Origin of the sequence: Neolewinella xylanilytica, from assembly GCF_002934605.1 — a bacterium.
GTDB lineage: Bacteria > Bacteroidota > Bacteroidia > Chitinophagales > Saprospiraceae > Neolewinella > Neolewinella xylanilytica.
In genome coordinates this window covers 2,119,865-2,144,512 of the sequence record NZ_PTJC01000005.1, presented here as the reverse complement: position 1 = coordinate 2,144,512, position 24,648 = coordinate 2,119,865, and the positions used below count along the sequence as shown (strand labels likewise).

Genomic DNA, 24,648 nt, shown 5'->3' with positions numbered 1-24,648 from the left:
GGAACGCTGGCGCCGCCATTTCCACTAGTTTACCGGCGATGGAGCATCGCGGGTTTTAGCCCAGGTAACTCCGCAACAGGTTTTTATTCCGGCTGCGGCGCAGGCGACGAATGGCCCGTTCCTTGATCTGACGGACGCGCTCGCGGGTTAGATCGAAGCGATCGCCAATCTCCTCGAGGTTGAGTTGTTCTTCTCCGTCCAATCCAAAGTAGGCCGCCAGCACCGCCCGTTCGCGGGGGGCAAGCAAGTTTAAGTTGGCAACGACTTCCTTGCTGAGCGATTCCCCCATCACTTTCAGATCCGGATTGGAGTCTTCGTCGTTCGGCAGGGTATCCAGCATGGTAATGTCGCTGTCGTCACCGGCAACGGGCGCATCGAAGGATAGGTGGCGCATACGTCCACGCATGGCCCGGTTTACATCGGCTACGGAAATCTGCAGCATTTCGGCCAGTTCCTCCGGCTCCGGATCCCGCTCGAATTCCTGTTGGAAGGTGGCGATCGCTTCGGTTACCTTGGTGTAGCCGGCTGCCTTGTTATTGGGCATGCGCACCAGGCGGCTGTATTCGACGATGGCCTGCATAATGCTCTGGCGGATCCACCAAACTGCGTAGGAGATAAACTTGAAGCCCCTGGTTTCGTCGAAGCGTTTGGCGGCTTTGATGAGTCCTACGTTACCTTCGTTGATGAGGTCGGAAAGGCTTAATCCCTGGTTCTGGTACTGCTTCGCGACGGATACCACGAACCGCAGGTTAGCCTTGGTCAGTCGTTCCAGAGCCACCTGGTCTCCTTCCCGGATGCGGGCGGCCAAAGCTGCCTCGTCCTCCGGAGTCAACAGATCAATCTTTCCGATATCGGTCAGATACTTTTCCAGTGCAATGCTTTCGCGGCTGGTAATCTTGTTACTGATCTTTAACTGACGCATTCCAACTACCTTTTCAAAACTGAAATCATTTATTACCCAAATGCAAGTCCTAATATAGGAAACTTTACCCAGGCAATTATATAATGCAGAAGCGGGCGGAAATAGTTACCGAATAGCATAATCAAATTGGATTTCCCCGCGATTTAACTTTGGCCTCCGCTCCTCGTTACCGATACTATAACGTTCGAACACTTGCAAGCGCGCGCATGGCCCGTAAATTCTACAGCATCTTTTCGCTCAAGTACCCTCCCTGCCACGGGGGCGATCTCTTCCCCACCGGCGCGCTTTCTTTCCGTCAGCCCTTCGCCCAGTATACCCACTGCCCGACCTGTGGCCAGCCTTGCTTCCCCGAGCCCGGTTTCTACTACGGTGCCTTGTTTATCTCGTACATCGGTTCCGGCTTTTTCTGCCTCGGGGTAGGATTGTTCCTGCACTGGGTGCTCGGCTGGTCGATGCTGGCGTCCTTCGCCGTCCTGATCGGTTTGGTCGCTATTCTCTTCGTCTGGTGGTTCCTGGCATCGCGCACGGCCTACCTCCATTTGGTTTTCGGTTTTAAGCCGGATATATTGGCGGCGGCCCGGGCGGGCAAAATCGACGTCCGCCCTCCCACCACTATTAAAACTACCTGATTATGGCCCGTAAGGACTATACCCCCAAGCAACCCGCCGCTACCGATAACCCGTTTGCTTCCCTCTCCGGGCTGAGCGATCTTCCCGCAGGACCGGACGAGCCCGTCCCACCGGAAGAAGCGGGCGCCGAAAGCGCGGGAGCAATGAAGTCCGCCCCCCTGCGCGTTCTCATCGACCGCAAACAGCGCCGGGGCAAGGAAGCTACCATCGTCACCGGTTTCGAAGGTCCGGAAGAAGATCTGCAAGCCCTCGGCAAAAAACTAAAGGTCGCATGTGGCGTTGGCGGTTCGGTCAAGAACGGTGAGATCATCATCCAGGGCAATCAGCGCGACCGGGTCGTCGAAGAGCTGCTGTACCTCGGGTATACGGACGTGAAGAAATCCGGCGGCTGATTGCCACCTTATGATCCACGTCAGTTAACTATGGCAAGCCGGTGGGTTATGTTATGCTCCCAACACGTTGCCCTTACCCCTTCCAACTCGATTTCAGGCCAACCGTAAGGTTGAAGACCGGGTGTCCTTCGGTACTGTCCGGATCGACCGTGAAATATCCCTGACGCAGGAACTGGAACTGTTGCCCTACTTGGGCTTCGGCGAGGGCGGGCTCTCCCTTCGCCCGGATGGATACCAGGCTATTCGGGTTCACGAACTCCATGAAGTCGCGATCTTCGTGGTCCATCGGGGTGGGGTCGGTAAAGAGCGGTTCGTACATCCGCACGTCGAGGTCGACGGCGGTTTCGGCGTTCACCCAGTGCAGCGTGCCCTTCACCTTTACGCCACTGGTATCGTCCCCGGACTTGGAATCCGGATAGTACGTACAGTTGATCTGGGTGACGTTGCCATCGGCATCTTCTTCGTGGCCATCGCAGTGAATGACGTAGGCACTTTTTAGGCGGACGTCCTTATCCGGTGCCAGCCGGTAGTACTTGCGGTTCTGGGGCTCCTTACGGAAGTCAGACCGTTCCACGTATAGCTCCCGGCTGAACGGGAGTTGCCGGGTTCCCGCGCGCTCGTCTTCGGGGTTGTTTTCCGATTCCAGCATCTCCGACTGCCCCTCGGGGTAGTTGGTAATCACGAGCTTCACCGGATCGAGCACGGCCATGTACCGGTGAGCGTCTCGGTTGAGTACTTCCCGCACCTTAAATTCAAGCAGATCCAGGCTCTGCTGGTTGTCGCGGCGGGTGACGCCGGTATCCATGCAGAAGTTCCGGATGGCTTCGGCCGGGTACCCCTTGCGGCGCAGACCGGCCAGGGTGCTCATGCGCGGGTCGTCCCAACCGGTGACGATGCCTTCGTCCACGAGCAGCTTCAGTTTACGCTTGGAGGTAATGAAGTAGTCGACGTTCATGCGGGCGAACTCGATCTGCCGGCTGGGGAAGATCTCCAGGGCCTCGATCAGCCAATTGTACAGGTCGCGGTGGTGGCGGAACTCCAGACTACAGAGGGAGTGGGTGATCTCCTCGATGGAATCACTCTGGCCGTGAGCGAAGTCGTACAGTGGATAGATACACCATTTACCACCCGTGCGGTGGTGGGCTTCGTGCTTGATGCGGTACAGCACCGGATCGCGCAGCAGCAGATTGGGGTGGGCCATGTCGATCTTGGCCCGCAGTACGCGGCTACCGTCGGGGAACTCCCCGGCCCGCATGCGCTCGAAGAGGTCCCGGTTCTCTTCCGGACTCCGATCCCGGAAGGGGCTGTTGGTCCCGGGTACGCCGATGTCCCCTTTCTGCTTTTCGATGTCGGCGGCACTGGATTCATCCACGTAGGCATACCCCTTATCGATGAGCTTCAGTGCCAGGGCGTAGAGTTCATCGAAGTAATCGGAGGCGTAGCGGGTCTCCCCTTCCCATTCGTAGCCGAGCCAACGGATATCGTTCTGAATGTTGTCTACGAACAATGTCTCCTCCGTACTGGGATTGGTATCGTCCATCCGGAGGTTAGTCTTACCCCCGTATTTTTTGGCCGTTTCGAAATTGATGACGATCGCCTTGGCGTGACCGATGTGCAGGTACCCGTTCGGCTCCGGCGGAAAGCGGGTATGGATTCGACCGTCGTGTTTCCCGTTTTCGAGATCTTCGACGATGATCTCCTCAATGAAGTTATCGGCTTTACTGGTGGCGGTTGACATATGGATATACTTTGGGGGGTAACGCTTCTCCAAAGTGCGAAGTTACGGCACGGCCGCCGGGGTACCTACCCAACTACTTCCAACCTTCTTTTTCGAGCTTCCGGTACTTCGTTTCCACGGCCGCGCGCAGGGCCTCCTGGTAGGCGACCATTCGTCCGCGTACGGCTTCGTCCTGGGCCCCGAGGATCCGCGCGGCCAGCAGTCCGGCATTCTTGGCCCCGTCCAGGGCGACGGTGGCCACCGGAATCCCCCCCGGCATCTGCAAGATAGAAAGCACCGAGTCCCAACCATCGATGCTATTGCGACTTTTGATGGGCACCCCGATTACCGGCAGCGGGGTAAGGCTGGCCACCATACCGGGTAAATGGGCCGCTCCACCGGCTCCGGCGATGATCACCTGTATCCCGCGCCCCGCCGCCCCCTTTGCATAGTCAAACAATCGGTCGGGGGTACGGTGAGCGGAAACGACGGTGACCTCCAGGGGAATGTCCATCCCTTCCAGCACTTCGGCGGCTTCCCGCATGATGGGCAAATCCGAATCGGAGCCCATAATGATCGATACCATAGTAAATTTTTGAGGACGCAAGGTAACCCCCCCACCTGACACATCGGATGTCTGACATTCTGTCAGACATCCGATGTGTCAGGTCGCCCCGCCTCCCCGATGACCGCTATTCCCCGTCGCCAAGGCGCTCCGCTTCCTTTTCCAGCCCCGTACGCCGGTTGCGGCTTTTGACCTGCTGGTTTCCGAACGAATAGCTCAAACTGAGGGCGACCCGGCGGCTGTCCCAGTTTCCGTAGCCAACCGTTCGCAGCCCATTGAATTCGCTGGTTCCCGTCCAACCGGAGGTGAAGAGGATGTCATTCGCACTCAGTTTGACATTGAGCTGATCGTTGAGAAATTTCCGCTGCAGTCCCAGGTTCAGGGCTCCCTGCTCGTTGTAGCGCAGCACGCCACCCCACACGCCCGGACCGGAGAAGTAACCGCCGATTTCCGCGACGAGATTCCAGGGCAGGTTGATGGTATTCTGTACGAAAAAGCTGTAAGTGAAGGCCTTCACGTCGATCACCGCCCCGTCACCGTAGTCGGCCTGGTTATACAGGTGGCTAGCCGACGCATTCACGTAGAGATTCCACTTTTCCTGGAGCTGCATCGGCGCGCTGGCGTTGAAGGAGATGACGCGCTGGCTGGCCAGATTGTCCCAGCTGATGTAACCGGCGCGGGGATCTTCGTTGTCAGGCCCGATGAGCCGCGTAATCTGGTTAGACGTACTGCTATAGCCCAGCTTGAAATTGTAGCGGTAGGCATGGGTGTAGCCCAGCTCCAGGTTGTCGACGATTTCCGGGCGGAGAAAGGGGTTGCCACGCTCGTAGGTCAGCTGGCTGATCTGCTCGCGGAAGGGATTTAGGACGTTGTAGTCCGGCCGATTAATCCGTCGACCGTATGCCAGGTTGAGCGTATTTCCCTTTTGGGCATCGAGGCTATACGTCAGCCCGGCATTCGGAAAGAAACTCACGTAATTCAGCTCGACGGGCGGCTCCCGTAGTTCTTCAAGGAAAGGCATCAATTCGCCTTCCGCATCGGTGATTTCAGCCCGCAAGCCCGCGGTAAACTGCCACCGATCGCTCCATTTTCCCTGGTAGCTCAGGTAACCGGCGTAGACGTTTTCGGTGTAATCGAAGCGGTTGCTGAGCTGTTCGTCCAGCGTGCGCTCGCTCGGCGCCCCGGGATGCACGTCGTAAAACAGAAAGGTGTTTTCGGTCATCACCCGGGAGAATTTACCACCGGCACTCAGCGTACCGCCCCAAAGCGTGCGTTCGTAATCCGCCTTGGCAGTGTAGATATCGATGTCGATCGGCGTATCGAAGTAGTAATAGATGCTCGACAGCGGCGACCCCGCGGCATTGGTGTAGGCATTGACCTGTTCCGATAAGGCATCGTTGCGATAGCGGCCAAAGTCAAGGTCGACGTTCAGCGTCTGCCCTTCCCCGGGGAGATAACGGTAGTTCAGGTTATAAGCGTTCTGCGACCGATCGGAGTCGTTGTCGGTACGCGCCGCCAGGGTACTGTCAACGGTTTCCACTCCGGTAGCCAGATTGAAAATGTCGACGTCGTCGCGGACGTAGCCCGTATTATCATTGTACCGCCCGCTGGCCAGGAAGCCGAGTGTATGTTTTTCGCCAACGCTAAAGTCCGCCCCGATCCGGTAATTGGGTGAGGAGTTGACGGAAGAATTGAACACCACCTGATCGAGTAGCAAACTGTTTTGGTAGTTCTCCAGTCCGGTTACGTTATACCACTGTGAGTTGGCATAGCCGGCGCTGCCGAACACGTTGATCCACCGGTTGCGGTAGTTACCGTTGGCCGTAACGTTCCCCTGGGAGTAACGGCCCTGACTGCCATTCACGCTGACGCTGCCGTTAGCACCTTCGTCTTCCGCTTTCTTGAGTCGGATGTCGATGATGCCGGCGTTGCCTTCCGCCTCGTAGCGGGCCCCGGGGTTCGTGATGATGTCGATGCGGTCAATCTCTTCCGCGTTCAGGTTACGGAGGTAGGTGGCCAAGTCGGCGCCCGATAGGGGCATGCGCCGTCCGTCTACGTACAGGAGGACGCCCGAGCGGCTCAGTACATTGATGTTATCGTTGTTATCGACGGTAACCCCGGGGGCCTTCCGGAGCAGATCCAGACCGGAATTTCCAACGGCATTGATGGTGCCTTCTACGTTGAAGACCGTTCGGTCCGGTTTCACCTCCACCAGGGCGCGGCGGGCGGTCACCGTGGCTTCGGCGAGTTCCACGCCCGCAGGACTAAGCTGTAATACCTCGACGTCAACGTCCCGGTCGACCCGGATTCCCGGCATCCGCAGCTCGGGGGCGCCGATGTAGGTGACCACCAGGTCATACGTATTGCCGGGTACGTCGACGATGCGGAATAGTCCGTCGTCGCCGGTCGTTTCCACTTTAGCCAGGGTGCTGTCGGAGGCCGTGTAGAGCGCAACGTTGGCGAAAGCGACGGCCGTGCCCGCGGCATCCTGTACCTGACCACGAATGATGAATTTATTGGCTGCGGAGTCCTGGGCCTGCGTAAGGCTCGGCGTAAACAAGAGCATCAAAAATAAGGAAGCGAAGTGGGTGAACGTTGGCATGGGGATCCTTTTAAACGATTGGTTTTCACAAACTTACCCTCGATTTTCTACCCCACGACAAACATTCGACGAGTGGACGTCGGGACTAGATCAGCGAAAAAAAGAGGGACGAGCGCGTCGTACCGACGGTTGCTCGTCGGATGAAATTCCTCGTTCGTCGACAGAAAATTTTTGGCTAACCCGCAGGCCGATCCCGCGGCGGAACGATAGGCATGCGTCACGCCTCATCGGGCGACTATTTTGGGCGCCGGGCGCAGGAGCCCAGGTTCGGCAAGGGGGGTAATTAAGCTGACGGAGATCAGCCTGGCTAAAGTCGTGGCCCGCCGTGTCAGGTCAGCGAAACAAGCTACAATCGGACGAAAGAGCGCAATGCGGTCGACTCGATAAATGCCTTAGTGCACCCGGCCCGCCGCTTCGTCGAGGCCGGTGTCCCGGCTACGAACTTTGACCTTTTGGTTACCGAAGTTATAACTCAGCGAGAGGCCGACCCGGCGGGTGTCCTGCGCTACCCTACCCTGTGCGATCAGTCCGTTAAAATTGGACTCCCCGTTGATGATCGAGGTGTAGAAAATGTCGCTGACCGTGAGCTTAGCGGTGAGTTTATCGGCCAGCAACCTGCGCTGCAGCCCCAGATTGACTACGCCGAAGCCGTCGTAAACGAAGATGCCCCCGCCCACGCCGGGTCCGATGTACTGGCCGGTGATCTCCCCGGTGAAGCCGGCGGGAAGCGTGAAGGTATTTTGGTTGTAAAACCGATAGTTGAAAAGGTCGATATCTACGATTCCACCCTCACCGTAATCGGCTTCGTTGCTGATGTAGCCGGCGCTGGCGTTGAGGTAGGAGCGCCACCAGGCAGTGATCTGGATCGGCGCGCTGGCGGTAAAGTTCACCACGGTCTGCCGGGCGAGGTTGTCGTAGGTCTCGAAACCGGCCAGTGCGATGGAATCGTCGGGGCTGAAGAGTTGGGCCACCTGGTCGTCGGTACGGCTGTAGGCGAGCTTGAAGTTGTACCGTCCGCCCAGTACGTAACCCAGTTCCACGTTATTCACCTTTTCGGGCTGGAGGAAGGGATTGCCGCGGCGATAACTCAGCTCGTTCAGTTGGACGCGGAAGGGGTTGAGGCTGCTGTAATCGGGGCGATTAATGCGGCGGCCGTAGCGCAGATTGATCGTATTGCCGTCGGGAGTGGAGTAGGTCAATCCGGCGTTGGGAAAGAAACTGACGTAATTAAAATCTACCGAGGGCTCGCTCCTGCCCGTTTCGACGGCGGTGAGGGTACCGGCAGCATCGGTCACTTCCATGCGTACCCCAGCGGAGAAGCTGACGGATTCACTCAATTGCCCGCCATACGATAGGTAGCCCGCGAATACCGATTCATCGTAGTGAAAGAGATTGCTTCGTTCCGCGATCAGGGTCCGGTCGCCGCTTAACCCCTGATAAAACAGGAAGGTATTGCTCGTCTCCACCCCGGAATACTTGGCACCCGCGCTCGCCGCCCCCTTACCAATCGGTAGGTTGTAATCCAGCCGCGCGGTATGGATGGTAATGTCGATCGGCGTGTCGAAGCTGTTGTCCGATACGCTGAGCAGCTGCCCCCCCGGGGAGAAATAGCGGTTCGGTTGATCGATCACGTTTGCGTGCCGGTAGCGGCCGTAGTCCAGGTCAAGGTTCAAGTTATGCCCGGCACCGATGGCGAAGTTGTAATTGACGTTGAAGGTATTCAGGTTGTGATCGCCGTCGTCAAATACCTGGGCGCGGAGGATGCTGTCCGGTTCGAGCAGCACAACCCCCGGACGTTCCCGCTCGTAGATTTCGGTGCTGTTGTTGACCACCCGGCGTCCGTCCTCGTACTGTCCGGTGAAGAGGATGCCTACCGTATGCCGGTCGCCGAGGTACACGTCCAGTCCGGTACGAATGCCCGGGGTGCGCAGAATGGGTACGCTGTACAAATCGTCGATCAGCAGGAAGGAGCGCTGCCGGGAGGTAAAGTTGCTCTGACTGAAGTTCTGATTGTAGCCGTAGCTCAGGTTGCCGAAGAGGTTGAAGCGATCATTGCGGTAATTGCCCCCGACATTCACCGCGTAGCGGGCGTAGCGCCCCTGACTGGCGGCCGCGGTCATGCTACCGTTGGCCCCCTCGTCTTCGGCCTTTTTCAGCCGGATATCGATGATGCCGGCGTTGCCCTGCGCCTCGTAGCGGGCTCCCGGGCTGGTGATGATGTCGATGCGTTCGATCTGCTCGGCGGTGAGGTTGCGCAGGTAGTTACTGAGGTCGGCGCCCTGGAGGGGTACGTTGCGGCCGTCCACGTACACGAGTACGCCGGAGCGGCTCAGGACGCTGATGTTGTCGCTGTTGTCGACGCTGACGCCCGGTGCTTTGCGCAACAACTCCAGTCCGTCGCTGCCGGCGGCGTTGATGGTACCCTGTACGTTGAAGATGGTGCGATCGGGCTTGACTTCCACGAGCGCCCGTTGGGCGGTGACCGTAGCGCCCGTTAGGTCGACGCCCGGCCTGGCCATGGCCATCGTGCCCAGGTCGCGGTTACCGGACAGGATGATGCGGGCCTGGCGCAGATCGGGGGTTCCGACGTAAGATATCACGAGGTCGTACTCCCCCTGCGGAACGTTTGCCAGGTCGAAGGAGCCCAGGTCATTGGTGGTTTCCACCTTGACCAGGGAGGAATCAGCGGCCAAGTAAAGCGCGACGTTGGCGAAGGGAATGGCCGCGCCGTCCGCATCGCTAACGTTCCCCGACAGGTGATACTGTGCGGAAAGAACAACACTGAACCATAGCAGTAGAGAGACGAAGACAACACGTTTCATATCAGGGTAGGGCAGGTGAAGGCAAGGTCAACGAACTGCTTAAAGGTACGTTCCGGGATGTATTTATCCCTTTCAGGGGGGTGAAATACTTGCCGGTTATAGTTGTTTACACAACATTTCTTCCGGTTTGCCCGATATCCATACCTTGTTCCGGCTATAAATCCAACCTGATGGATCTGCTTACTTTCCGGGAATATTGTTTAAAAAAACCTGCCGTAACGGAGACGCTACCCTTCGGCCCGACTACCCTGGTCTTAAAGGTGGCGGGAAAAATGTTTGCCCTGACCGGGCTCGACGAAGCTGATTTTCGTATCAACCTTAAGTGCAACCCGCAGCGAGCCATCGAATTACGAGAGCGTCATCCGGAAATCATGCAGGGCTGGCACATGAGTAAAGCACACTGGAACACGGTACACGTCGAGGGGGGTACGCTCCCCGAATCGCTAGTGCGAGAGTTGATCGATCACAGCTACGACCTGGTGGTGGCCGGCATGACCAAAAAGCTGCGGGCGGAATATGGGCTTTAAGCTTACCGGATGTTGCCGCGCGCATCCCGCTCCCGGCTGTCTGCTCCGCGCTCGAAGCGGTATATCAGCGTAGCCCCGAATCGCCATCCGGTCTGGAACCGCTCCCCCGACTCGTAGAGCTCAGGCAAGTCGGTCACAGTACGCTGAAAGCGTGGGCTACGGACGTTCAGGGTCAGGGTGAATAGCTTGTCCCATTCCTTACTCATCCCAAAGAGGGCGCTGGAGAGTCCCAGCCGCGTTCCCTGTGCCGTGGCAAAGGGCGCACTGTACTGGAAGCTCGCCTGCGCCTGGAACCCGCCGGGTAAGGAGACACTGGCCCGCGCCCCCGCCGTCCAGCTCTGCTGTTCGAGGGCGAAGTCCCGTTCGACGGTCTTCCCCCGCTGCCGGTAGCCGAAGTAGTTCCACTCCCCCGTAAGGGTCAACGCTTCCACGGGGCGGTAGCTGGCGGTCAGTTCGAGGCCGAGGCGATCCTCGTGGTCCAGATTGACCGGCCGGACCACGATGGTGCCGTCCTGCAGGTCGAAGACGTTCGCTTCCCGGTAGTCGACCACGAACTGGAAGAAGTCCGTGGTACGGCTGGCGTAGACGGCCGGGTTCAGGGTCAGTTTATCCGACTGGCTCACCACATTTATCTCCAGCCGGTCGGTGTAGGCGGGATCCAGGTCGGGGTTGCCGACGAAGAGTCCGTTAGGGTCGGAAAGACTCATGAAGGGGTTCAGCTGCCAGAAGCCGGGGCGCTGAATCCGCTTGCTGTAGCTCAGCTGACTACGCAGGCCCTCGGTGAAGGTGTAGGTCACGTTAGCGGTCGGGAAGAGCCGGTTGTAGGGCTTCCGGAGGTCGTCCATTTCGGCGGATTCGTTTTCCGTACGTACGAGGGTGAATTCGTTCCGCAGGCCCAATTGGTAGCCGATTTTCTCCCCCTCCCGGCTGTACTGCACGTAGGCCGACCCGATGCGCTCGAAGTAATCCAGACGGTTAGCAAAGCCCGGCAGCACCGCGGAGGTGGCCGGCAGCAGGTCGGTGGCCAGGTATTCGGCGACGATCACCCGGGTTTCGCCCCGTAGACCCGCCTCGAGGGTTTTTCCCTCCCCGAGGGGGCGCAGGTAGTCTATTTGCAGGAGGTGGTCGCGGCTACCCTCCCGGCTTTCGGTCACGTAGTCGAGCGTAGTACCCGAACTCGGTGCCAGCTCCTCGAAGGTGGACCGTTCGCGCTCGGTCTCCTCCCACAGGTCGTTCTTCAGGTAGGCGGTGAGTTTTGCCCCGTTCGGCAGTTGCCGGTCGAAAGTGAAGTCCAGTTGCTGGTACAGGCCCGGCTCGCGGTAGTCGATGGCCTGCTGCCAATTTCTCGCTTGTCTCGGGTCACTACCCCCGTAATCGAAGTCGGTCAGAGCTTCGTCGTCGTTGATCATCCAGTAGAGGGAGTAGCTGCCCGACACCGTGGACGTCTCGCTGAGGTGGTAATCCACGCCGGCGTAGGCATTGGCGGCCACGTCGTTGCGGTCCTGGTCCATGGTACGATCCAGGGTGTAAGTGGTTTCCCCCAACCGGCTTACGCGGGAATTGTCCTCCCGGCCCCGGTAATTGGAATAGCGCGCCCCGGCGGTGAGGAAGGCGGTGAATTTCTCCCGCCGGAGGTTCAGGTTCCCGTTGGCGCGGTGGTCGGCCGGAAAGCCCGTAGTCAGGCTGAAGGTGCCGCCGTAGCCGCGTTGCTGGTCCTTTTTCAGGATGATATTGATGATGCCGGCCGTACCGGCGGCCTCGTAGCGCGCCGAGGGGTTGGTGATGATCTCTACCCGTTCGATGCTTTCGGCGGGGATGCTCTCCAGGGCCCCATTGTCCGCCAGGGCCGATGGCCGTCCGTTGATGAGCACCTTCACCCCGGCGTTGCCGCGCAGGCTGACGGCGCCTTCGGGACTGACCGTTACCGAGGGGAGTTGCTCCAGCAGTTGGTTGGCCGATCCGCCGCGGGCCAGCAGGTCCTGGCCGACGTTGAAGGTCTTTTTGTCGAGCGAGAGGTTCATGCGGCTGCGTTCGGCGGTGACCTCTACTGCGTCCAGATGGACGTCGGCGGCCTCGATTAATATGTCGTCGAGCCGTTTAGGCGCCTGCAGGCTGACCTCGACCTGCTGCTCGGCGTAGCCGATGAACTCGACGCGCAGTAGGTAATCGCCCGCCGGCAGGGTCAGTTGGAAGGTGCCGTCGGAGCCGGTCACCGTGCCGTTGACCAGCGTAGTGTCGGGCGAATAGGCCGACACGGTAGCGTACTCGAGGGCATCCCCGGTGGCGGCTACGACGACCCGGCCGGATAGTAAATGGTCCACAGTGGACAAAGCGGTGGCTGGGAGGCTACCAGCACAGGCCAGCAACCCCAGTAGGAGTAGGGTTCTCATGTTGGGTGATTGGTTACCGCGGCGTTGCGTACAGCCCGCCGCGGCTATCTTCTAAATCGCTTATTGTAAAAGGGCAACGAGGTCGTCGTGCCCGAGACGGCGCGCCAAAGAAATGGCGGAGATGCCGTCGGAGGTGGTATGCCCTTTATCGGCGCCCGCTTCCAGCAGCATGCGGACCAGCCGCTGCTCGCCGGTTTCCACGGCCTGCAGTAGGGGGGTCCAGTCGGAGGACCGGTACAGTAACTCGCCTTCGCGGGCGATATCGCCATCGCGCATGCGCCGTACTTCCTGCCAGTCGGTATCCTCCGGCAGCAGCCAGGTGGTTCGTCCGAACGTACCGTCCGGGTCGGCCCCGCCGGCGAGCAGCGCTTCCACCGTTCGGGGGTGATTTTCCTGTATCGCCACGGCGAGGGGGGTAATGCCACTGTAGCGGTTCAGGTAGGTGCGCTCGTCGTTCTCGATCTCCTCGTAGGTGCAGCCGTTTTCCAGCTGTGCGCCTTGGACGATCAGGGTTTCCACAACCAGGGCGTGCCCCTCCCGGGATGCCCGGAAGATGGGCGAGAACAGCGGGCTGTCCGCTTTACCATGAACGCTGGCACCCTGCTCCAGCAGGTATTCGACTATCTCCAGATGCCCCTCTGCGGCGGCATTCAAGAGGGCGGTACGTCCCGCCCGATCGGCAATGTCCACATCCATGCCCATCTCGAGCATGGCGCGGAGGGTGAAGAGATCGCCCTCCTCCGCTGGTCCGAGCACGATCTCCGGGGTGGCCATCAGGCGCTCCACCGCCAGGTCGCCCATGTGTTGGGCCATCTCCTGAAGACTTTCTCCGGCGGCTTCTTTCGCCGCTCGGATGGGGGCGGTATTCCCGTTCACATCCTTCAATTCCGGATCGGCACCGGCCTCCAGCAGCATACTTACAACTTCCGTGTGTCGTTCCTCCGCGGCAAACATCAGGGCAGTTTGGCCCCAGCCGTCACGGTGGTCCACCTCCACTCCCTGATCGAGTAGGTACCGGACAATCTCTTTATGTCCTTCATGTGCCGCCGCGTGTAACGGCGACAGCTTTCCTCCCCCGTCCCCTAGGTATGCCCCCCGGGCCTCGAGCAGTTGTAGAACATTCAGGTGCCCCTCCGAGGCGGCCATGACGCTGGCACTCCGGCCGGAACCACCGTCGAAGTTGACGGATGCTCCGTTGTCCAGGAGAAGTTCGGCCACTTCCAGCGAACCCTCGTCGGCCGCCTCGATAAGCGCCGTCCACTGTCGGTGCACCTGGTTGACGTCCGCGCCGCGCTCGATCAGCAGCTTGGCTACGTCGACGTGGTTCTCGCTGGCCGCCGCCATCAGGGGTGTGAAGCCGCGCTCGTCGGTCTGGCTGAGGTCGTTGACCTTCTCCAGCAGGTATTTGACCATCTCCAGGTCGCCGTCGTAGATAGCGTGCATGAGCAGGGAAAATGCATCTTCCGCGCCGTCTTCGTGCACGTTTACGTCGGCGTCAAAATCAAAGTGGAAGTCTTCGCGGTTGCGCGGTTCCGTGGCCTGGAAGTGCTGTTGGTTTGTCTGACGTCCGGCTTCCCGGGCGGCGGCGTGAATGGCTTGGTTCATGGCCTCCGTTTCTTCTTCCGACATAATTTGGGCGCCGAGCGCAGGAGAACTGAATTCCCCGGAAGGTTCGGCCTCGGCCAACGTCCCCGAAGCCTGCACCTCACCCGTAGTCCCGATGGCCAGCGATAGCACGGCGGCAAAGATCAGCGTCGTGATCACCCCCTCGCCGAAGGTGGCGGTGTTCAGGTAGCCGTTGAGCAGGCGACTCACCCGCCCGGTGAAGCCCCGGCCGCTGAGGGCCATGGACAGCTTCGGAGCCAGCAATTCTTTCTCCTGAAGCTCGACCAGGGTACGGGCGTAATCGATCCGCTCACCGGTAGCGGCCACGGCCAGGTCGTCGCAGCAGTGCTCGCGCTCGTCCTGGATGCGGGCCGACATCCACCAGACGCCGGGGTGATAAAAGAAGAAGGTCGTAAGGAAGGTCTGCAGCACGTTCACGGCGAAGTCCTGCCGCTTGATGTGGGCCAGCTCGTGGGCCAGGATGGTCATGACTTGACTCTCGCGGAGGGACGTAAGCATATCGCCCGGCAACAGCACCACCGGCCGCAGCCAGCCTGCGGTGAACGGACTACTCACCCGACCCGATGTCAGGTAGCGGACTGGCCGGCGGATGTCGAGTTTCTGTTCCAGGTCCTGCAGCCGCTCCGCCCAGACGGCGGGAAAGCGGGCGGTACCGTAGCTCTTGACCCGCTGCACCCAGGCCAATTGACCGAGCAGGCGCAGTTGGAGGACCAGTACGCCCATCAGCCAGAGGGTCACGAGGAGCGGCAGGTGACGGTCGAAGTACGTGCGGGCAGACTGGAGAAAGGCGGTAAGCGGAGCGGCCTCGGCTTCGTTGGAAGTTGCCTCTCTCCTGCGCTCCGGCGCCATAATGGATTCCGAAGTCGGTTGCGTACCGGACTCGTTGGAGACTATCAAGTTGCCGGTGTCCTGAACCGCTGCCAAGGAATCCTCGGAAGCGTACAACTCGTAAAAGGTAAGCCCGACGGTAAGTACGAAAGCACCCAGGAAGCCGCAGGCGACGTAGTAGCGAGCCCGGGGACTGAACGCACGCAGCAGGATCAGCACGAGGCCCAGCAGCAGGGCGAAGAGGGCGCCCTGCCAGAGGGTGTGCAACAGAGTCCAGCCGAGGGCGTCGACGAGGTGGGGGGTGAGGAGTCGGGTGATCATTGGTCTTCGTTTTCCAGCCGGTCGATGAGGGCCTTGAGTTCCTGAATGTCTTTGCGGGAAGCCTTACGGTTGCCCAGCGCGCGCATCACGAGCCCCTTGACCGAGCCGCCGAAGGTGCGGTCGAGGAAGTTGTCCAGCAGTTTGTCCTGGGTATCCTCCTTGGCGATGGCGGCCGCGTAGATGTGCCCCCTACCCTGCGCCTCCCGGGTCAGGAAGCCGCGGTCGAGCATGACCTGCATCGTCTTGAGCGTGGTAGTGTAACCGACTTCTTTCTCCTCGCTCAGGGCGTCGTGGACCTGGCGGACGGTCAGCGGACCGTTGTCCCAGAGGAGCTGAAGGATCGCCAGTTCGGAGGCGGTGGGGGGGCTTTGCATGGCTTATTACGATTTTTCTCGTAGCTAAAGTACGAGACTTCTCGTAGACATGCAAATTTAGGTACGATTTTTATCGTAGGTGGGTTCGGGGTTCGGGGTTCGGGGTTCGGGGTTCGAGGTGCGGGGTTCGAGGTGCGGGGTTCGGGGTCGGGTTGGGGGGCTATTGGCCGCCCAGGTAGACTACGAATCCGGCCTCCACGACCAGGCGATCAGAGGCGGTATCTATCCACTCCCCGTCGGAGATATACCGATAGCGCATGCGTTCATCCCGCTTTGTGTAGGAAACGAGGGTCTCCAGGGCCAGGCGATCGGACAGGAAATAAGTCCCCCCAAGGGTGCCGCGGTAGGTGAAGGCCTTTACCCGGGTATCGACGCTGTTTTCCAGCTCATGATCGTACTCGTAGCGGTAGTGGCCCGCCGAGAGACCGGCAAAGGGAACCAGCCGGGAGGTCCGGAGAGGATAGTAGCGCATACCCAGGGAAGTCTGGAAATCGGTCAGTACATGGTTGCCGTAGCGGGCCGGGTAGCTGTTTACCTCGAGGTAATTGTACTCTCCGCCGATCTTCCAGTCTACCTCGGCCACGACCGCGAGACCGTCGGCAAAGAAATAACCGGCGGAGGGGGTAATTTCGAAGCGGTAGTCCAGCCAGTCTTCCCCCTGCCGGCGCATGTGGCCGACACTGCCGCGGAAGAGCGCACCGCGCACGAAGCCGGTTCCGCGCGCCAGGCGGGACTGACCGGTCGGGCCGCTGATCTCGTTGAGCAGGATGCGGGGGCCGATTTCGAGGGTGGTGTAATTCAGATCGGTGGCGAACCCATTGTAGGCCAGTCGGGCGGTGGCCAGCACACCCGAACCGAGACGGTAATCGATTCCGGCGGCCAGATGGAAGTCGGTTTCAATGCCGGTATAGCCCTTCAGTCCGATCCGGCCGAAGCCGACTTCGCCGAATACGTCCCACCGGCGGTCGTTTCCGCTCAGGGGGTAATAGCGCACGAAGGGGCGAAGGCTGGACCAGGTATCGGATTCGCCGAACGCTTGTTCCGAGGCCCAGTAGTCATCGGAATAGGTCTTCTGGTAGTCAAATCGGACTCCGACGAGGAAGCGGTCCGTCAAGAAATAGCCGATCGGCAACACATTGGCCCGCCAGCTCTCTTGTCGTCCCTGCAAGCGATAGGGTTGAAAATACACTCCGAATTCCGGGTAATCGATCCGCGCATACTGCAGGAGGGAAGCCCCACCGTCAAGGTAAAAGCTCCCCCCGCGCGTACCCTGGCCGGAAAGAAATGCGCTAAAGAGGCAGGTCACGAAAAGGCATAGGAAAGTCCGCTGGAGCATGCTTAGTTGATTATAGCCCGTAAAGCGGGCAAATACCCGCTACCGGTCAGACGGTGGTTCGGGTGGCAACGTTGGTTGGTCGGCACGAAAAGTGGTCGGACGAGAAAGGGTGCCAACGGGCTGCATACCGGATTCCTTACCCTATCGCCCTTCGCCGAAATAGAAGGCGAAGCCGGTTTGGAGGGAGATGTCCCGGTATTCGTTGGGGCTACCAGTAAAGCCATCGTTGAAGTCAACTTTCCGAGCCTGCCGTTGGTACGCGGCGGACACTTCCAAGGCGACGTTCTGCCCCAGGAAGTAACTCAGCCCCGCGGCGGCACGCCACTGCGTTGACGATTCGTCGTTGATCACATCCGTATCCGGTTGCCCGGATTCAAACTCCCGGGAGCTATATCCCAAGGCAAGCGCTGCGTAGGGTAAAAACTTCCCGTTGCGCCAGGGATAATAGCGGGCCTCGAGTTCGGTGTCTAAACTGACGTGTCGCAAGTTAGCGTTGGTGCCGAATATAGACGTGGGCTGGATATCGTTCTGATTGCGGCTGTAGGAAACGGAGGCCAGACCGGACAGCAACAGGCCATCGACCACGAAATACCCCACGGTGGGGTGGAAGGAATATCCATAATTCACCCAGTCGTTGTCACCACGACGCATATGTCCAATAGAAGCCGAGACCAAATCACTCTTGGTCATCCAACTTCCTTTGGCCATCGGTTGCTGCATACGGGTACCAAGCTGGCCAAGTAGGAGGTTTCCCCGAATACCGAAAGTGGTGTAATTAAGTCCCTCGGCGTAGGCGTTATAATCCAATTTGGCCGTGCCCACTACGCCCGGCCAGAGGGGGACGTCAACGCCGACACCTACGTGAAAATCGGTTTCGAAGCCCGAGGACAAATTGCTACTCCAGGTTCCAAAACCCAACTCGGCGAAAAGATTCCAATTACGTTCCGATCCCGCGAGAATGTAATAACGTAGGAAAGGATTGACCCGGTAACTGTGGTAGTCTCCTCTGGAACCGTCGAAGAAGTGGTCGCCGTACCAACCGTACCCGTAGTTCGCGTAGGCGCCAACCAAAAGCCGGTCAAAGGCAAAGACGCCCACCTGGCCGGGCGCTATCCCCAGTCGGTTAAATTCCGGTCGGGGTGGATCGCTCCAGGTATTCTCCGGCTGGAGGTACTTGTTGTTGCTTAGGGTAAGGGAGCTTGCCCCGTCCACGTAGACCGTACCCTGTCGGTACTGTACCTGAGCGAAACAAACCTCCGTGAGGAGGAGGAAACCGAGCAGACAAATGAGTGTACGCATAACTGGGTGCTATTAGGTGGTCTACCGGCGCAACCTATTGAACCGGGAGGACATAAAGTTGCTACCTTTTATCGGCTACTTCCTTATTCATTAGCCGGTTTTAACTAGGTCTTTTAGTTAATCTTTGACGACTGCCATTCGGCGCGTCCGTAAGTTGGAATCCAATCAATTGGAGGACGGTATCGATTCCATGAGCCTCCTATAGCGTGCAATCGGCATCATGTGCAATTCCATGCGACGGCGATCCAGATCGGCACTATCCCGCACCGGATGCAGCCGGAATACCTTCCTGACGGGATCGATCTCCGCGACCTGGGTCCCGTAGACTTGCGGTTCGTCCGCGTTCACGGCCACCCGATCGGTAAGCAAAGGGACATGCTGTCCGGCCAGATCGCCGCGCTCGAAGGCCGCTTGTATCTCCGGAAGCCGGTCGGACAGTCAGCCCGGGTTTCCATCTGCGTGTTGTAGGATCATAAAAACGGCTTCCATACCGTCCTTACCGACCTGTTCACGGGTAGGAAAGCCGTGCTCACCCACAAGATCCCGTAGCAGGGTACGCCCCGCACTATCAATCGGCAGGTACCGCCACTGCCGCCAGCGGGTGGTATCGACCGCGTGCGGATTCCTGCCGCGTACAGTAGTCGTAGCGCGCCCGGGGCGTCTCCCCCATGCTGGATAGGAAGGTTGCCAGATTCGTTTTATTGGTAGCCGCGGACAATACGGAGAGGATGTAGGTGATGGCGGTAGTCAGCACCGCGAAGCCCAGCACCGAATAGCCGACCGTGAAGTTGCGGCTCCCGTCGTTTCCGGGTACGAAGTCGCCAACCCCGAGAGTACTGAAGACGAGGCCTATGCAGTAGAGCCGGTCCGTCGAGGGGGCGGGGGCGTGTGGGGGTACCCACTCCTCCTATCCGTAAATTCAATGGTTACTTCGTAGAAGGTTAGGATGCTCAGGTCACTCCAGCGGCAACCGTCGCCGGTTGGCAACGATAAAATAGCCATATCCGCCGTCGATGTTATTACTCACCGTCACGGGTTCGGCGAAGGGATTGCCGCGCGCTTCATCGAAAGCTTCCTTAGAGACCAGGTAGCGAAAGGCAGCTTCGGTCAGACCGAATACTTCGACGAATAGCGACGCATTCTCGCCTACCTCCGCGGATGAAAACTGTACGTCCAGTTGGTAATCCTGGCCGTCGAATGAGGCATCGCTGAGTCCCATCCGGTAGGTATATCCTAAGTCCCGCACCAACGGATTCGGCGTTTCGGCAAAGAGGGAAAAGTCGGCATAGGTGGAATCGCAGGTAACGGTTCCGTCAATATAGCTGCAGGAAGTTGCCCCGATGCCTCGGTAGCCCAACTGTACGGCATAGTAATTGGCTACCCCCGGCGGGTCCGAAATTGCAAGGCGGAGGGCATCCACCCGTTCCCCATCGGACGATAGGGCGCCATCGCGTTCGAAGCGCACAACGCGAGCTACCGGTTGCTGCGGCATAATTTCTTCGGCGGAGGCGGAGCCCAGGCCGGCGACGTTCACTTCCAAGCGGTACCGGGCGGGCACGCTGTCGAGTGGAGTACCCAGGGTAAGATTTGCCCGCGTGGAATCATAATTATTGAAGTCATCCGTACTACCGCTGTGACGCAGTATTTCCGCGCCGTCGCGATAAAGCACGATGTCATAGGCCAGGTCTTCCTCTAGTCGGTCATCCTGGGTGCCGTAGCTACGGGCTACGAAATGTCGGGCGACCGTATCGCCGGCCACCAGTTCTAGGACCACCGCCGGGGCGGGATCGTGGTCCGGCAGGTCGATATCCACCACTTGCCGGAAGGGATCCTCCCCGCAGGCCGAAGTGAGCAGCACGGTGACGGCAAGTATCGGGATCACGCCTCTCATGGTTCAGAATTTAAAGTTGTAGGCCACCGAAGGGATAAGGGGCAGGATACTGACCTCGGACACCACCAGCCGGTCGCCGTACCCGCAACTCGTGCTGCCGTTACCGTGGTCGGTACACACCCACTCCGGGCCGACCTCCATGAAGTAGGGGTTGCGGTGCCAGTAAGCGTTGTAGAGGCTGATGACCCAACTGCGTTCCCCCCACTTCTTTTGCTTGCGGAAGCTTATGCTCAGATCAAGGCGATGGTAGTTCGACATGCGAAAGCTGTTCTTTTCCGTGCTGGTCTCGATGCGATCCAAAAACAAGTTATCGTTCCAATGTGATCCCGCCTGGGGATTGACTACCGCGTATGTATACACCGGCAGCGTCACGGCATTACCCGTGCCGTAAACGAAGGCGCCCGAAAGCCCGACGCGCTCGCTTAGGTCGTAGTTTCCTACCAGGCTCAGGTCGTGGCGGCGATCGTAGCGGAAAGGGAATGCCCGTCCGCCGTTGATTTCGTCAAACTGGCGGGTATTCCAGGAGAGGGTGTAGCCTACCCAGCCAGTAAACCTGCCTTCCTTCTTCTGAATGAAGAATTCCGCCCCGTAAGCTTCTCCCTGCCCCTGGGTCACCTTCGTCTGCCAGTCGGATTCCAGGCCGAGGAGGAAACTGGCCCCTTCGCGGAAGGAGAGCACGTTGTCCATGTTCTTATAGAAGGCTTCCACGCTTACCTCGTAGGCGGAGCGGTAAGTTTTGGCCGCGCCGACCGCAACCTGCCAGGATTGCTGCGGGCGAACCTGCTCGGTACTGGGCACCCAGAGATCGGTCGGTAGGCTCAGCGATTCACTGGCCAGCAGATTGATGTACTGCTGCATTCGGCTGTAGCTGGCCTTCAGTGACAGGTCGTTGCGCAACAGGTACCGTACGCCGAGCCGCGGCTGCAGGCTGGAATAGAACTTGCCCCGCACGGCAAAGCCGGACAGATGCAGGCCGGCGTTCACCTTCAGGGCACCGAGGGTGATGTCGTCTTCCGCGTAGGCGTAGAGTTCGTTGGCGTGGGTGGCCGTACTGCCGATCAGGGTATCCAGGTTGACGGCATCCTCCGACCGGCTCAGTAGCGAAACGGCGCCCGGGCGGTACGCATGGTTGGTGTACCCACCACCGAAGCGGAGATAATGGTCGGGATTGGGGATATAGTCGATATCCACCTTCCCCCCGAGGTCGGTAATCCCGCTTAGGTAGCGCGCCCGAAACTCCCCCTCCTCCTCGATGCTCAGGCTATTCACGGTGATCCGGTACCGACTAAAGGTGGCCGTGGTGTTTACGAACAGCCTGGGCCCGACCTGCCAGTTCCACCGCGCGGCGGAGATCAGGTTCCCCCAGTCGGTTCCGCCGCCGTAGGTTTCGGGCCCTTCGCTGATCTCGGTCCGGAAGACGTCGCTTCCGTTGTAGAAACTCAGGAAAACCCGGTGACGATCGCTGATTTTGTGCTGTAGCTTGGCATTAAGATCGTAGAAATAGAGCCCCAGATCGGTTTCGGTCCCCGGTCCGGCCGTTCGTTTCAGCAACGGACCGGCGATCAGGTCGGCATAGGTGCGGCGGCCGGAAACCAGCAGACTGGTACGGCCTTTTTTGATGGGGCCATTGAGCGTGAGTTTGGAAGAAATGAGCCCGACCGAGCCTTCACCCTCCCATTCGTTCAGGTTGCCCTCCTTCATGTTGATGCTGAGTACGCTCGACAACCGCCCGCCGTAGCGGGCCGGAAAGCCTCCCTTAGTGAGCGTCACGTTGCGGAGCGCGTCGGCGTTGAAGATCGAAAAAACGCCCAGCAGGTGGGAAACGTTGTAGATCGGTACGCCGTCGAGGAGCACCAGGTTCTGGTCCGGACTGCCGCCGCGGACGTAAAGGCCGCTTGCCCCCTCGCCCCCGCTCTGTACGCCGGGCAAAAGTTGCAGGGTTTTCAGCACGTCGACTTCCCCGAGCAGGGCGGGGACCCGTTTAATCTCCGCCACGGGTATCTCTACCGTACTCATCTGCGTCCGCTGTTCGATGCGTTCGCCGTGATCGGAGGTAATGACGACGGTTTCCAGTTCCGAGCCGGTTTGTAATTTTTGGTTGATCGCGAGGGTGGGCGGCGGATTCAGGATGGTCGTATCGCGGGAGCCATAGCCGATGTAGCTGAATCGCAACCGCAGCGTATCGCGGCGACCGAGCGTGAGGCTGTAGAAGCCGTATTCGTTGGCTACGGCGCCCTGGCCGGTTCCCAGTTCGATAACGTTGGCGGCCAGGAGGGCCTCACCGTTGGCCCCGTCGGTGAGGTAGCCGCTGACGGTGGTTTGGGCGGTCAGGGAAAGCGCTAGCAGGTACACTGGCAGGAACAGCAGGGATCGCAGGAACAAGGCGGGTGTATTAGGTGGCCTGCTAAAGGTAGGGCGGGGACGCGTTTGCCATACCTTTCCACAAGTTAAACCTTAGCCCAATTTTCCCAATTGCTTCACCATGGCCCGCATATCCTTCGGTAGCTCGACCTCAAAATCCTTCCATTCCTCCGTCATGGGGTGGGTAAACCCAAGGCGAGCGGCATGTAAGGGAACGCGGGACAGCAGCGGCCGCTCCTCTTCGTGCTTGCCCTTATTGTAGCGCTTGCCCTTGATTTCGGACAAGAGAAATTCCGTCCGCTTACCGTAGAACGGATCGACGATGAGCGGGTGGCCGAGATAGGCCAGGTGAACGCGGATCTGGTGGGTTCGTCCGGTAAAGATCTGCACCCCCAAGAGACTGAACTTACCCAGGGCTTCCATTACCTTGTAATCCGTCCGCGCGAATTTCCCCCCGCGGTTGGTGACCAGCATCCGGCCGACCTTCGACGGATGCGGGGCAATCGGCTCGTCAATTTCACCCTCTTCCGGATCGGGCACCCCGTCGACGAGGGCCAGGTATACTTTTTCTACTTCCCGGGCCTCAAATTGCATACTCAGGCCCCGGTGGGCCTCCGGCGTGCGGGCGAAGACCAGCACGCCACTGGTTGGCTTATCGAGTCGGTGGACGGGGATGATAGTTCCGTAGCGGTCGGAAAGTAACTGCTTGAGGTTCGGCGCCTCGGGGTCGTGGCGGTCGGGTACCGTGAGGACTTCGGCGGGTTTGTCTACGACGATCAGGTGGTCGTCTTCGAAGAGGATGGGAATCTTCATGGCGGGAAGGTAGGATTTCGAACGGCAAATGACCGTCAGAAGGGGGGGGAAGCGTCGGTTGCTGGTTGGTCGGACGACTAGTCGTCGGACGAGTTCTCGTCCGACGAAGGCGTCAACGCATTACGTGGCGCAAGATCCGTAGCCAGTTCCCGGAAAAAATCTTTTCCTGGTCCGTCGGTACATACCCCCGCCGCTCCAGTATGCCCGCCAGCTTAGATAAATCCGCGATGGAATCCAGGTCGGCCGGCGATTGCTCCGTACCGAATAGTCCGTCCAGGTCGCTGCCTATGCCAATGTGATCCGCGTCACCGGCCAGCTGGCAAATGTGGTCGTAGTGGTCGATAATGCGTTCCAGCCGGATGTCAAGGGTTTGGGGGTCGTCGCGGCCCCGCACATAACCGGGGTAGAGCATCCAGGCATCCAGAGCGCCGCCGATTACCCCGTCCCGTTCTATGATCATCCGGATTTGGTCGTCGCTGAACTGCCGCTCGCCCGGTACGAGCGTCCGACAATTCTGGTGGCTGGCGATGATCGTCCCGTGAAAAATGTCGAGGGCCTCGTAAAAGCCACGATCGGTGAGGTGGGTCAGGTCCAGGATCATGCCCAGGCGATCCATCTCCCGCAGCAGATCGCGGCCGGCCGGGGTCAGCCCGCCCCCGTCGCTGCCCGTCCCCGGTGCGTAACGTCCCGGGCCGAAGTGAGCGGGGCCGATGGAGCGTAGTCCCTGTCCGTAAAAGTGGTGCAGGTGATCGAGGGTCACGATCGAGTCCGCTCCTTCCAGGGCAAGAAGGTACCCTACGGCTTTTCCGGCATCCGATGAGGGGTCGGCCCATTCGGTCAGGTGTTCCTCGAGCGTACCCGCATCGGTGATCGCGCGCATTTCCCCCGCACGCTCCATCTCCCGGTACCAGCACAGCTGCCGCTGGGCATCAGCCCACGCCTGGGCGGGGGAATGCCAGCCAGGCAGGCGGACGGAAGCCGGTGCCTTCCCCGGCTGGTCTACCCGGGCGATCAGGGTGGCGAAGACCAGCCCTACCCCACCCTTCCGGAGCGCCGGTAGCGATACGGTACCACGCCCCCGGTCGGGGTGATCCGTCAGCCCGGCCGCCCTTTCTCTTTTACGAATTGCCGCTACCGACAAGGTGAGGTCGCGGTTGTAGGCCATGGCGTTCGTGGCCAGGTCGAGGTGGGCGTCTACGATGAAGGGGGATGGCATGGAGGGAATTCTTGCGG

At 59.6% G+C, this 24,648-nt stretch carries 18 protein-coding genes and 1 pseudogene; 3 read left to right on the top strand and 16 right to left on the bottom strand.

Annotated features, from left to right (window positions below):
• Positions 1–55: 55 nt before the first annotated feature.
• Positions 56–922 (bottom strand): sigma-70 family RNA polymerase sigma factor, encoded by an 867-nt coding sequence (locus tag CLV84_RS08325; protein ID WP_104419253.1) that lies wholly within the window; start codon positions 920–922, stop codon positions 56–58.
• A 206-nt stretch (positions 923–1,128) separates the two neighbouring features.
• On the opposite strand from CLV84_RS08325, the gene CLV84_RS08320 reads away from it, so the two are divergent.
• Positions 1,129–1,551: a DUF983 domain-containing protein gene (locus tag CLV84_RS08320; RefSeq protein WP_104419252.1), complete on the top strand. Its 423-nt coding sequence runs from the start codon at positions 1,129–1,131 to the stop codon at positions 1,549–1,551.
• 2 nt (positions 1,552–1,553) lie between these two features.
• Positions 1,554–1,943, top strand: a complete 390-nt coding sequence (locus CLV84_RS22070) for a translation initiation factor (protein WP_245911418.1) — start codon at positions 1,554–1,556, stop codon at positions 1,941–1,943.
• A 73-nt stretch (positions 1,944–2,016) separates the two neighbouring features.
• Here CLV84_RS22070 and CLV84_RS08310 read toward each other — a convergent pair whose 3' ends face one another.
• The 4 genes from CLV84_RS08310 to CLV84_RS08295 form a co-directional block, all read right to left on the bottom strand.
• A complete protein-coding gene (locus tag CLV84_RS08310; RefSeq protein WP_104419542.1) occupies positions 2,017–3,681 on the bottom strand; it encodes a glutamine--tRNA ligase/YqeY domain fusion protein in 1,665 nt (554 codons plus the stop codon).
• Between the two features lie 73 nt (positions 3,682–3,754).
• Complete coding sequence (purE, locus tag CLV84_RS08305; protein ID WP_104419251.1) at positions 3,755–4,246, bottom strand: 5-(carboxyamino)imidazole ribonucleotide mutase; 492 nt, start codon at positions 4,244–4,246, stop codon at positions 3,755–3,757.
• A 106-nt stretch (positions 4,247–4,352) separates the two neighbouring features.
• Positions 4,353–6,827, bottom strand: a complete 2,475-nt coding sequence (locus CLV84_RS08300) for a TonB-dependent receptor domain-containing protein (protein WP_245911416.1) — start codon at positions 6,825–6,827, stop codon at positions 4,353–4,355.
• A gap of 392 nt (positions 6,828–7,219) precedes the next feature.
• Positions 7,220–9,649 carry a TonB-dependent receptor domain-containing protein gene (locus CLV84_RS08295; RefSeq protein ID WP_104419249.1) on the bottom strand — a complete coding sequence of 810 codons (2,430 nt, stop codon included), beginning with the start codon at positions 9,647–9,649 and terminating at the stop codon, positions 7,220–7,222.
• A gap of 170 nt (positions 9,650–9,819) precedes the next feature.
• On the opposite strand from CLV84_RS08295, the gene CLV84_RS08290 reads away from it, so the two are divergent.
• A complete protein-coding gene (locus tag CLV84_RS08290) occupies positions 9,820–10,176 on the top strand; it encodes an MmcQ/YjbR family DNA-binding protein (protein ID WP_104419248.1) in 357 nt (118 codons plus the stop codon).
• Positions 10,177–10,178: 2 nt separating this feature from the next.
• On the opposite strand, the gene CLV84_RS08285 is transcribed toward CLV84_RS08290, so the two are convergent.
• The 11 genes and pseudogenes from CLV84_RS08285 to CLV84_RS08235 form a co-directional block, all read right to left on the bottom strand.
• A complete protein-coding gene (locus tag CLV84_RS08285; protein WP_104419247.1) occupies positions 10,179–12,566 on the bottom strand; it encodes an outer membrane beta-barrel family protein in 2,388 nt (795 codons plus the stop codon).
• Positions 12,567–12,626: 60 nt separating this feature from the next.
• Complete coding sequence (locus tag CLV84_RS08280; RefSeq protein ID WP_104419246.1) at positions 12,627–15,341, bottom strand: ankyrin repeat domain-containing protein; 2,715 nt, start codon at positions 15,339–15,341, stop codon at positions 12,627–12,629.
• A complete protein-coding gene (locus CLV84_RS08275) occupies positions 15,338–15,715 on the bottom strand; it encodes a BlaI/MecI/CopY family transcriptional regulator (protein ID WP_104419245.1) in 378 nt (125 codons plus the stop codon). The genes CLV84_RS08280 and CLV84_RS08275 overlap by 4 nt, the downstream gene beginning before the upstream one ends.
• Positions 15,716–15,875: 160 nt before the next feature.
• The gene (locus CLV84_RS08270; protein WP_104419244.1) at positions 15,876–17,051 is read right to left on the bottom strand and encodes a hypothetical protein; all 1,176 of its coding nucleotides are present in this window, start codon (positions 17,049–17,051) and stop codon (positions 15,876–15,878) included.
• Positions 17,052–17,192: 141 nt separating this feature from the next.
• Positions 17,193–18,350: an outer membrane beta-barrel protein gene (locus CLV84_RS08265; RefSeq protein ID WP_104419243.1), complete on the bottom strand. Its 1,158-nt coding sequence runs from the start codon at positions 18,348–18,350 to the stop codon at positions 17,193–17,195.
• 165 nt (positions 18,351–18,515) lie between these two features.
• Positions 18,516–18,719: a DUF6624 domain-containing protein gene (locus CLV84_RS22295; RefSeq protein WP_406603336.1), complete on the bottom strand. Its 204-nt coding sequence runs from the start codon at positions 18,717–18,719 to the stop codon at positions 18,516–18,518.
• A 199-nt stretch (positions 18,720–18,918) separates the two neighbouring features.
• Positions 18,919–19,206 (bottom strand): annotated as a pseudogene (locus CLV84_RS08255) (ion channel); the annotation flags it as partial.
• Between the two features lie 99 nt (positions 19,207–19,305).
• A complete protein-coding gene (locus tag CLV84_RS08250; RefSeq protein WP_104419240.1) occupies positions 19,306–20,241 on the bottom strand; it encodes a DUF4249 family protein in 936 nt (311 codons plus the stop codon).
• 3 nt (positions 20,242–20,244) lie between these two features.
• Positions 20,245–22,623 carry a TonB-dependent receptor gene (locus CLV84_RS08245; RefSeq protein WP_245911414.1) on the bottom strand — a complete coding sequence of 793 codons (2,379 nt, stop codon included), beginning with the start codon at positions 22,621–22,623 and terminating at the stop codon, positions 20,245–20,247.
• 72 nt (positions 22,624–22,695) lie between these two features.
• Positions 22,696–23,415 carry an RluA family pseudouridine synthase gene (locus tag CLV84_RS08240; RefSeq protein ID WP_104419239.1) on the bottom strand — a complete coding sequence of 240 codons (720 nt, stop codon included), beginning with the start codon at positions 23,413–23,415 and terminating at the stop codon, positions 22,696–22,698.
• 112 nt (positions 23,416–23,527) lie between these two features.
• The gene (locus CLV84_RS08235) at positions 23,528–24,631 is read right to left on the bottom strand and encodes a dipeptidase (protein WP_104419238.1); all 1,104 of its coding nucleotides are present in this window, start codon (positions 24,629–24,631) and stop codon (positions 23,528–23,530) included.
• Positions 24,632–24,648: the final 17 nt, after the last annotated feature.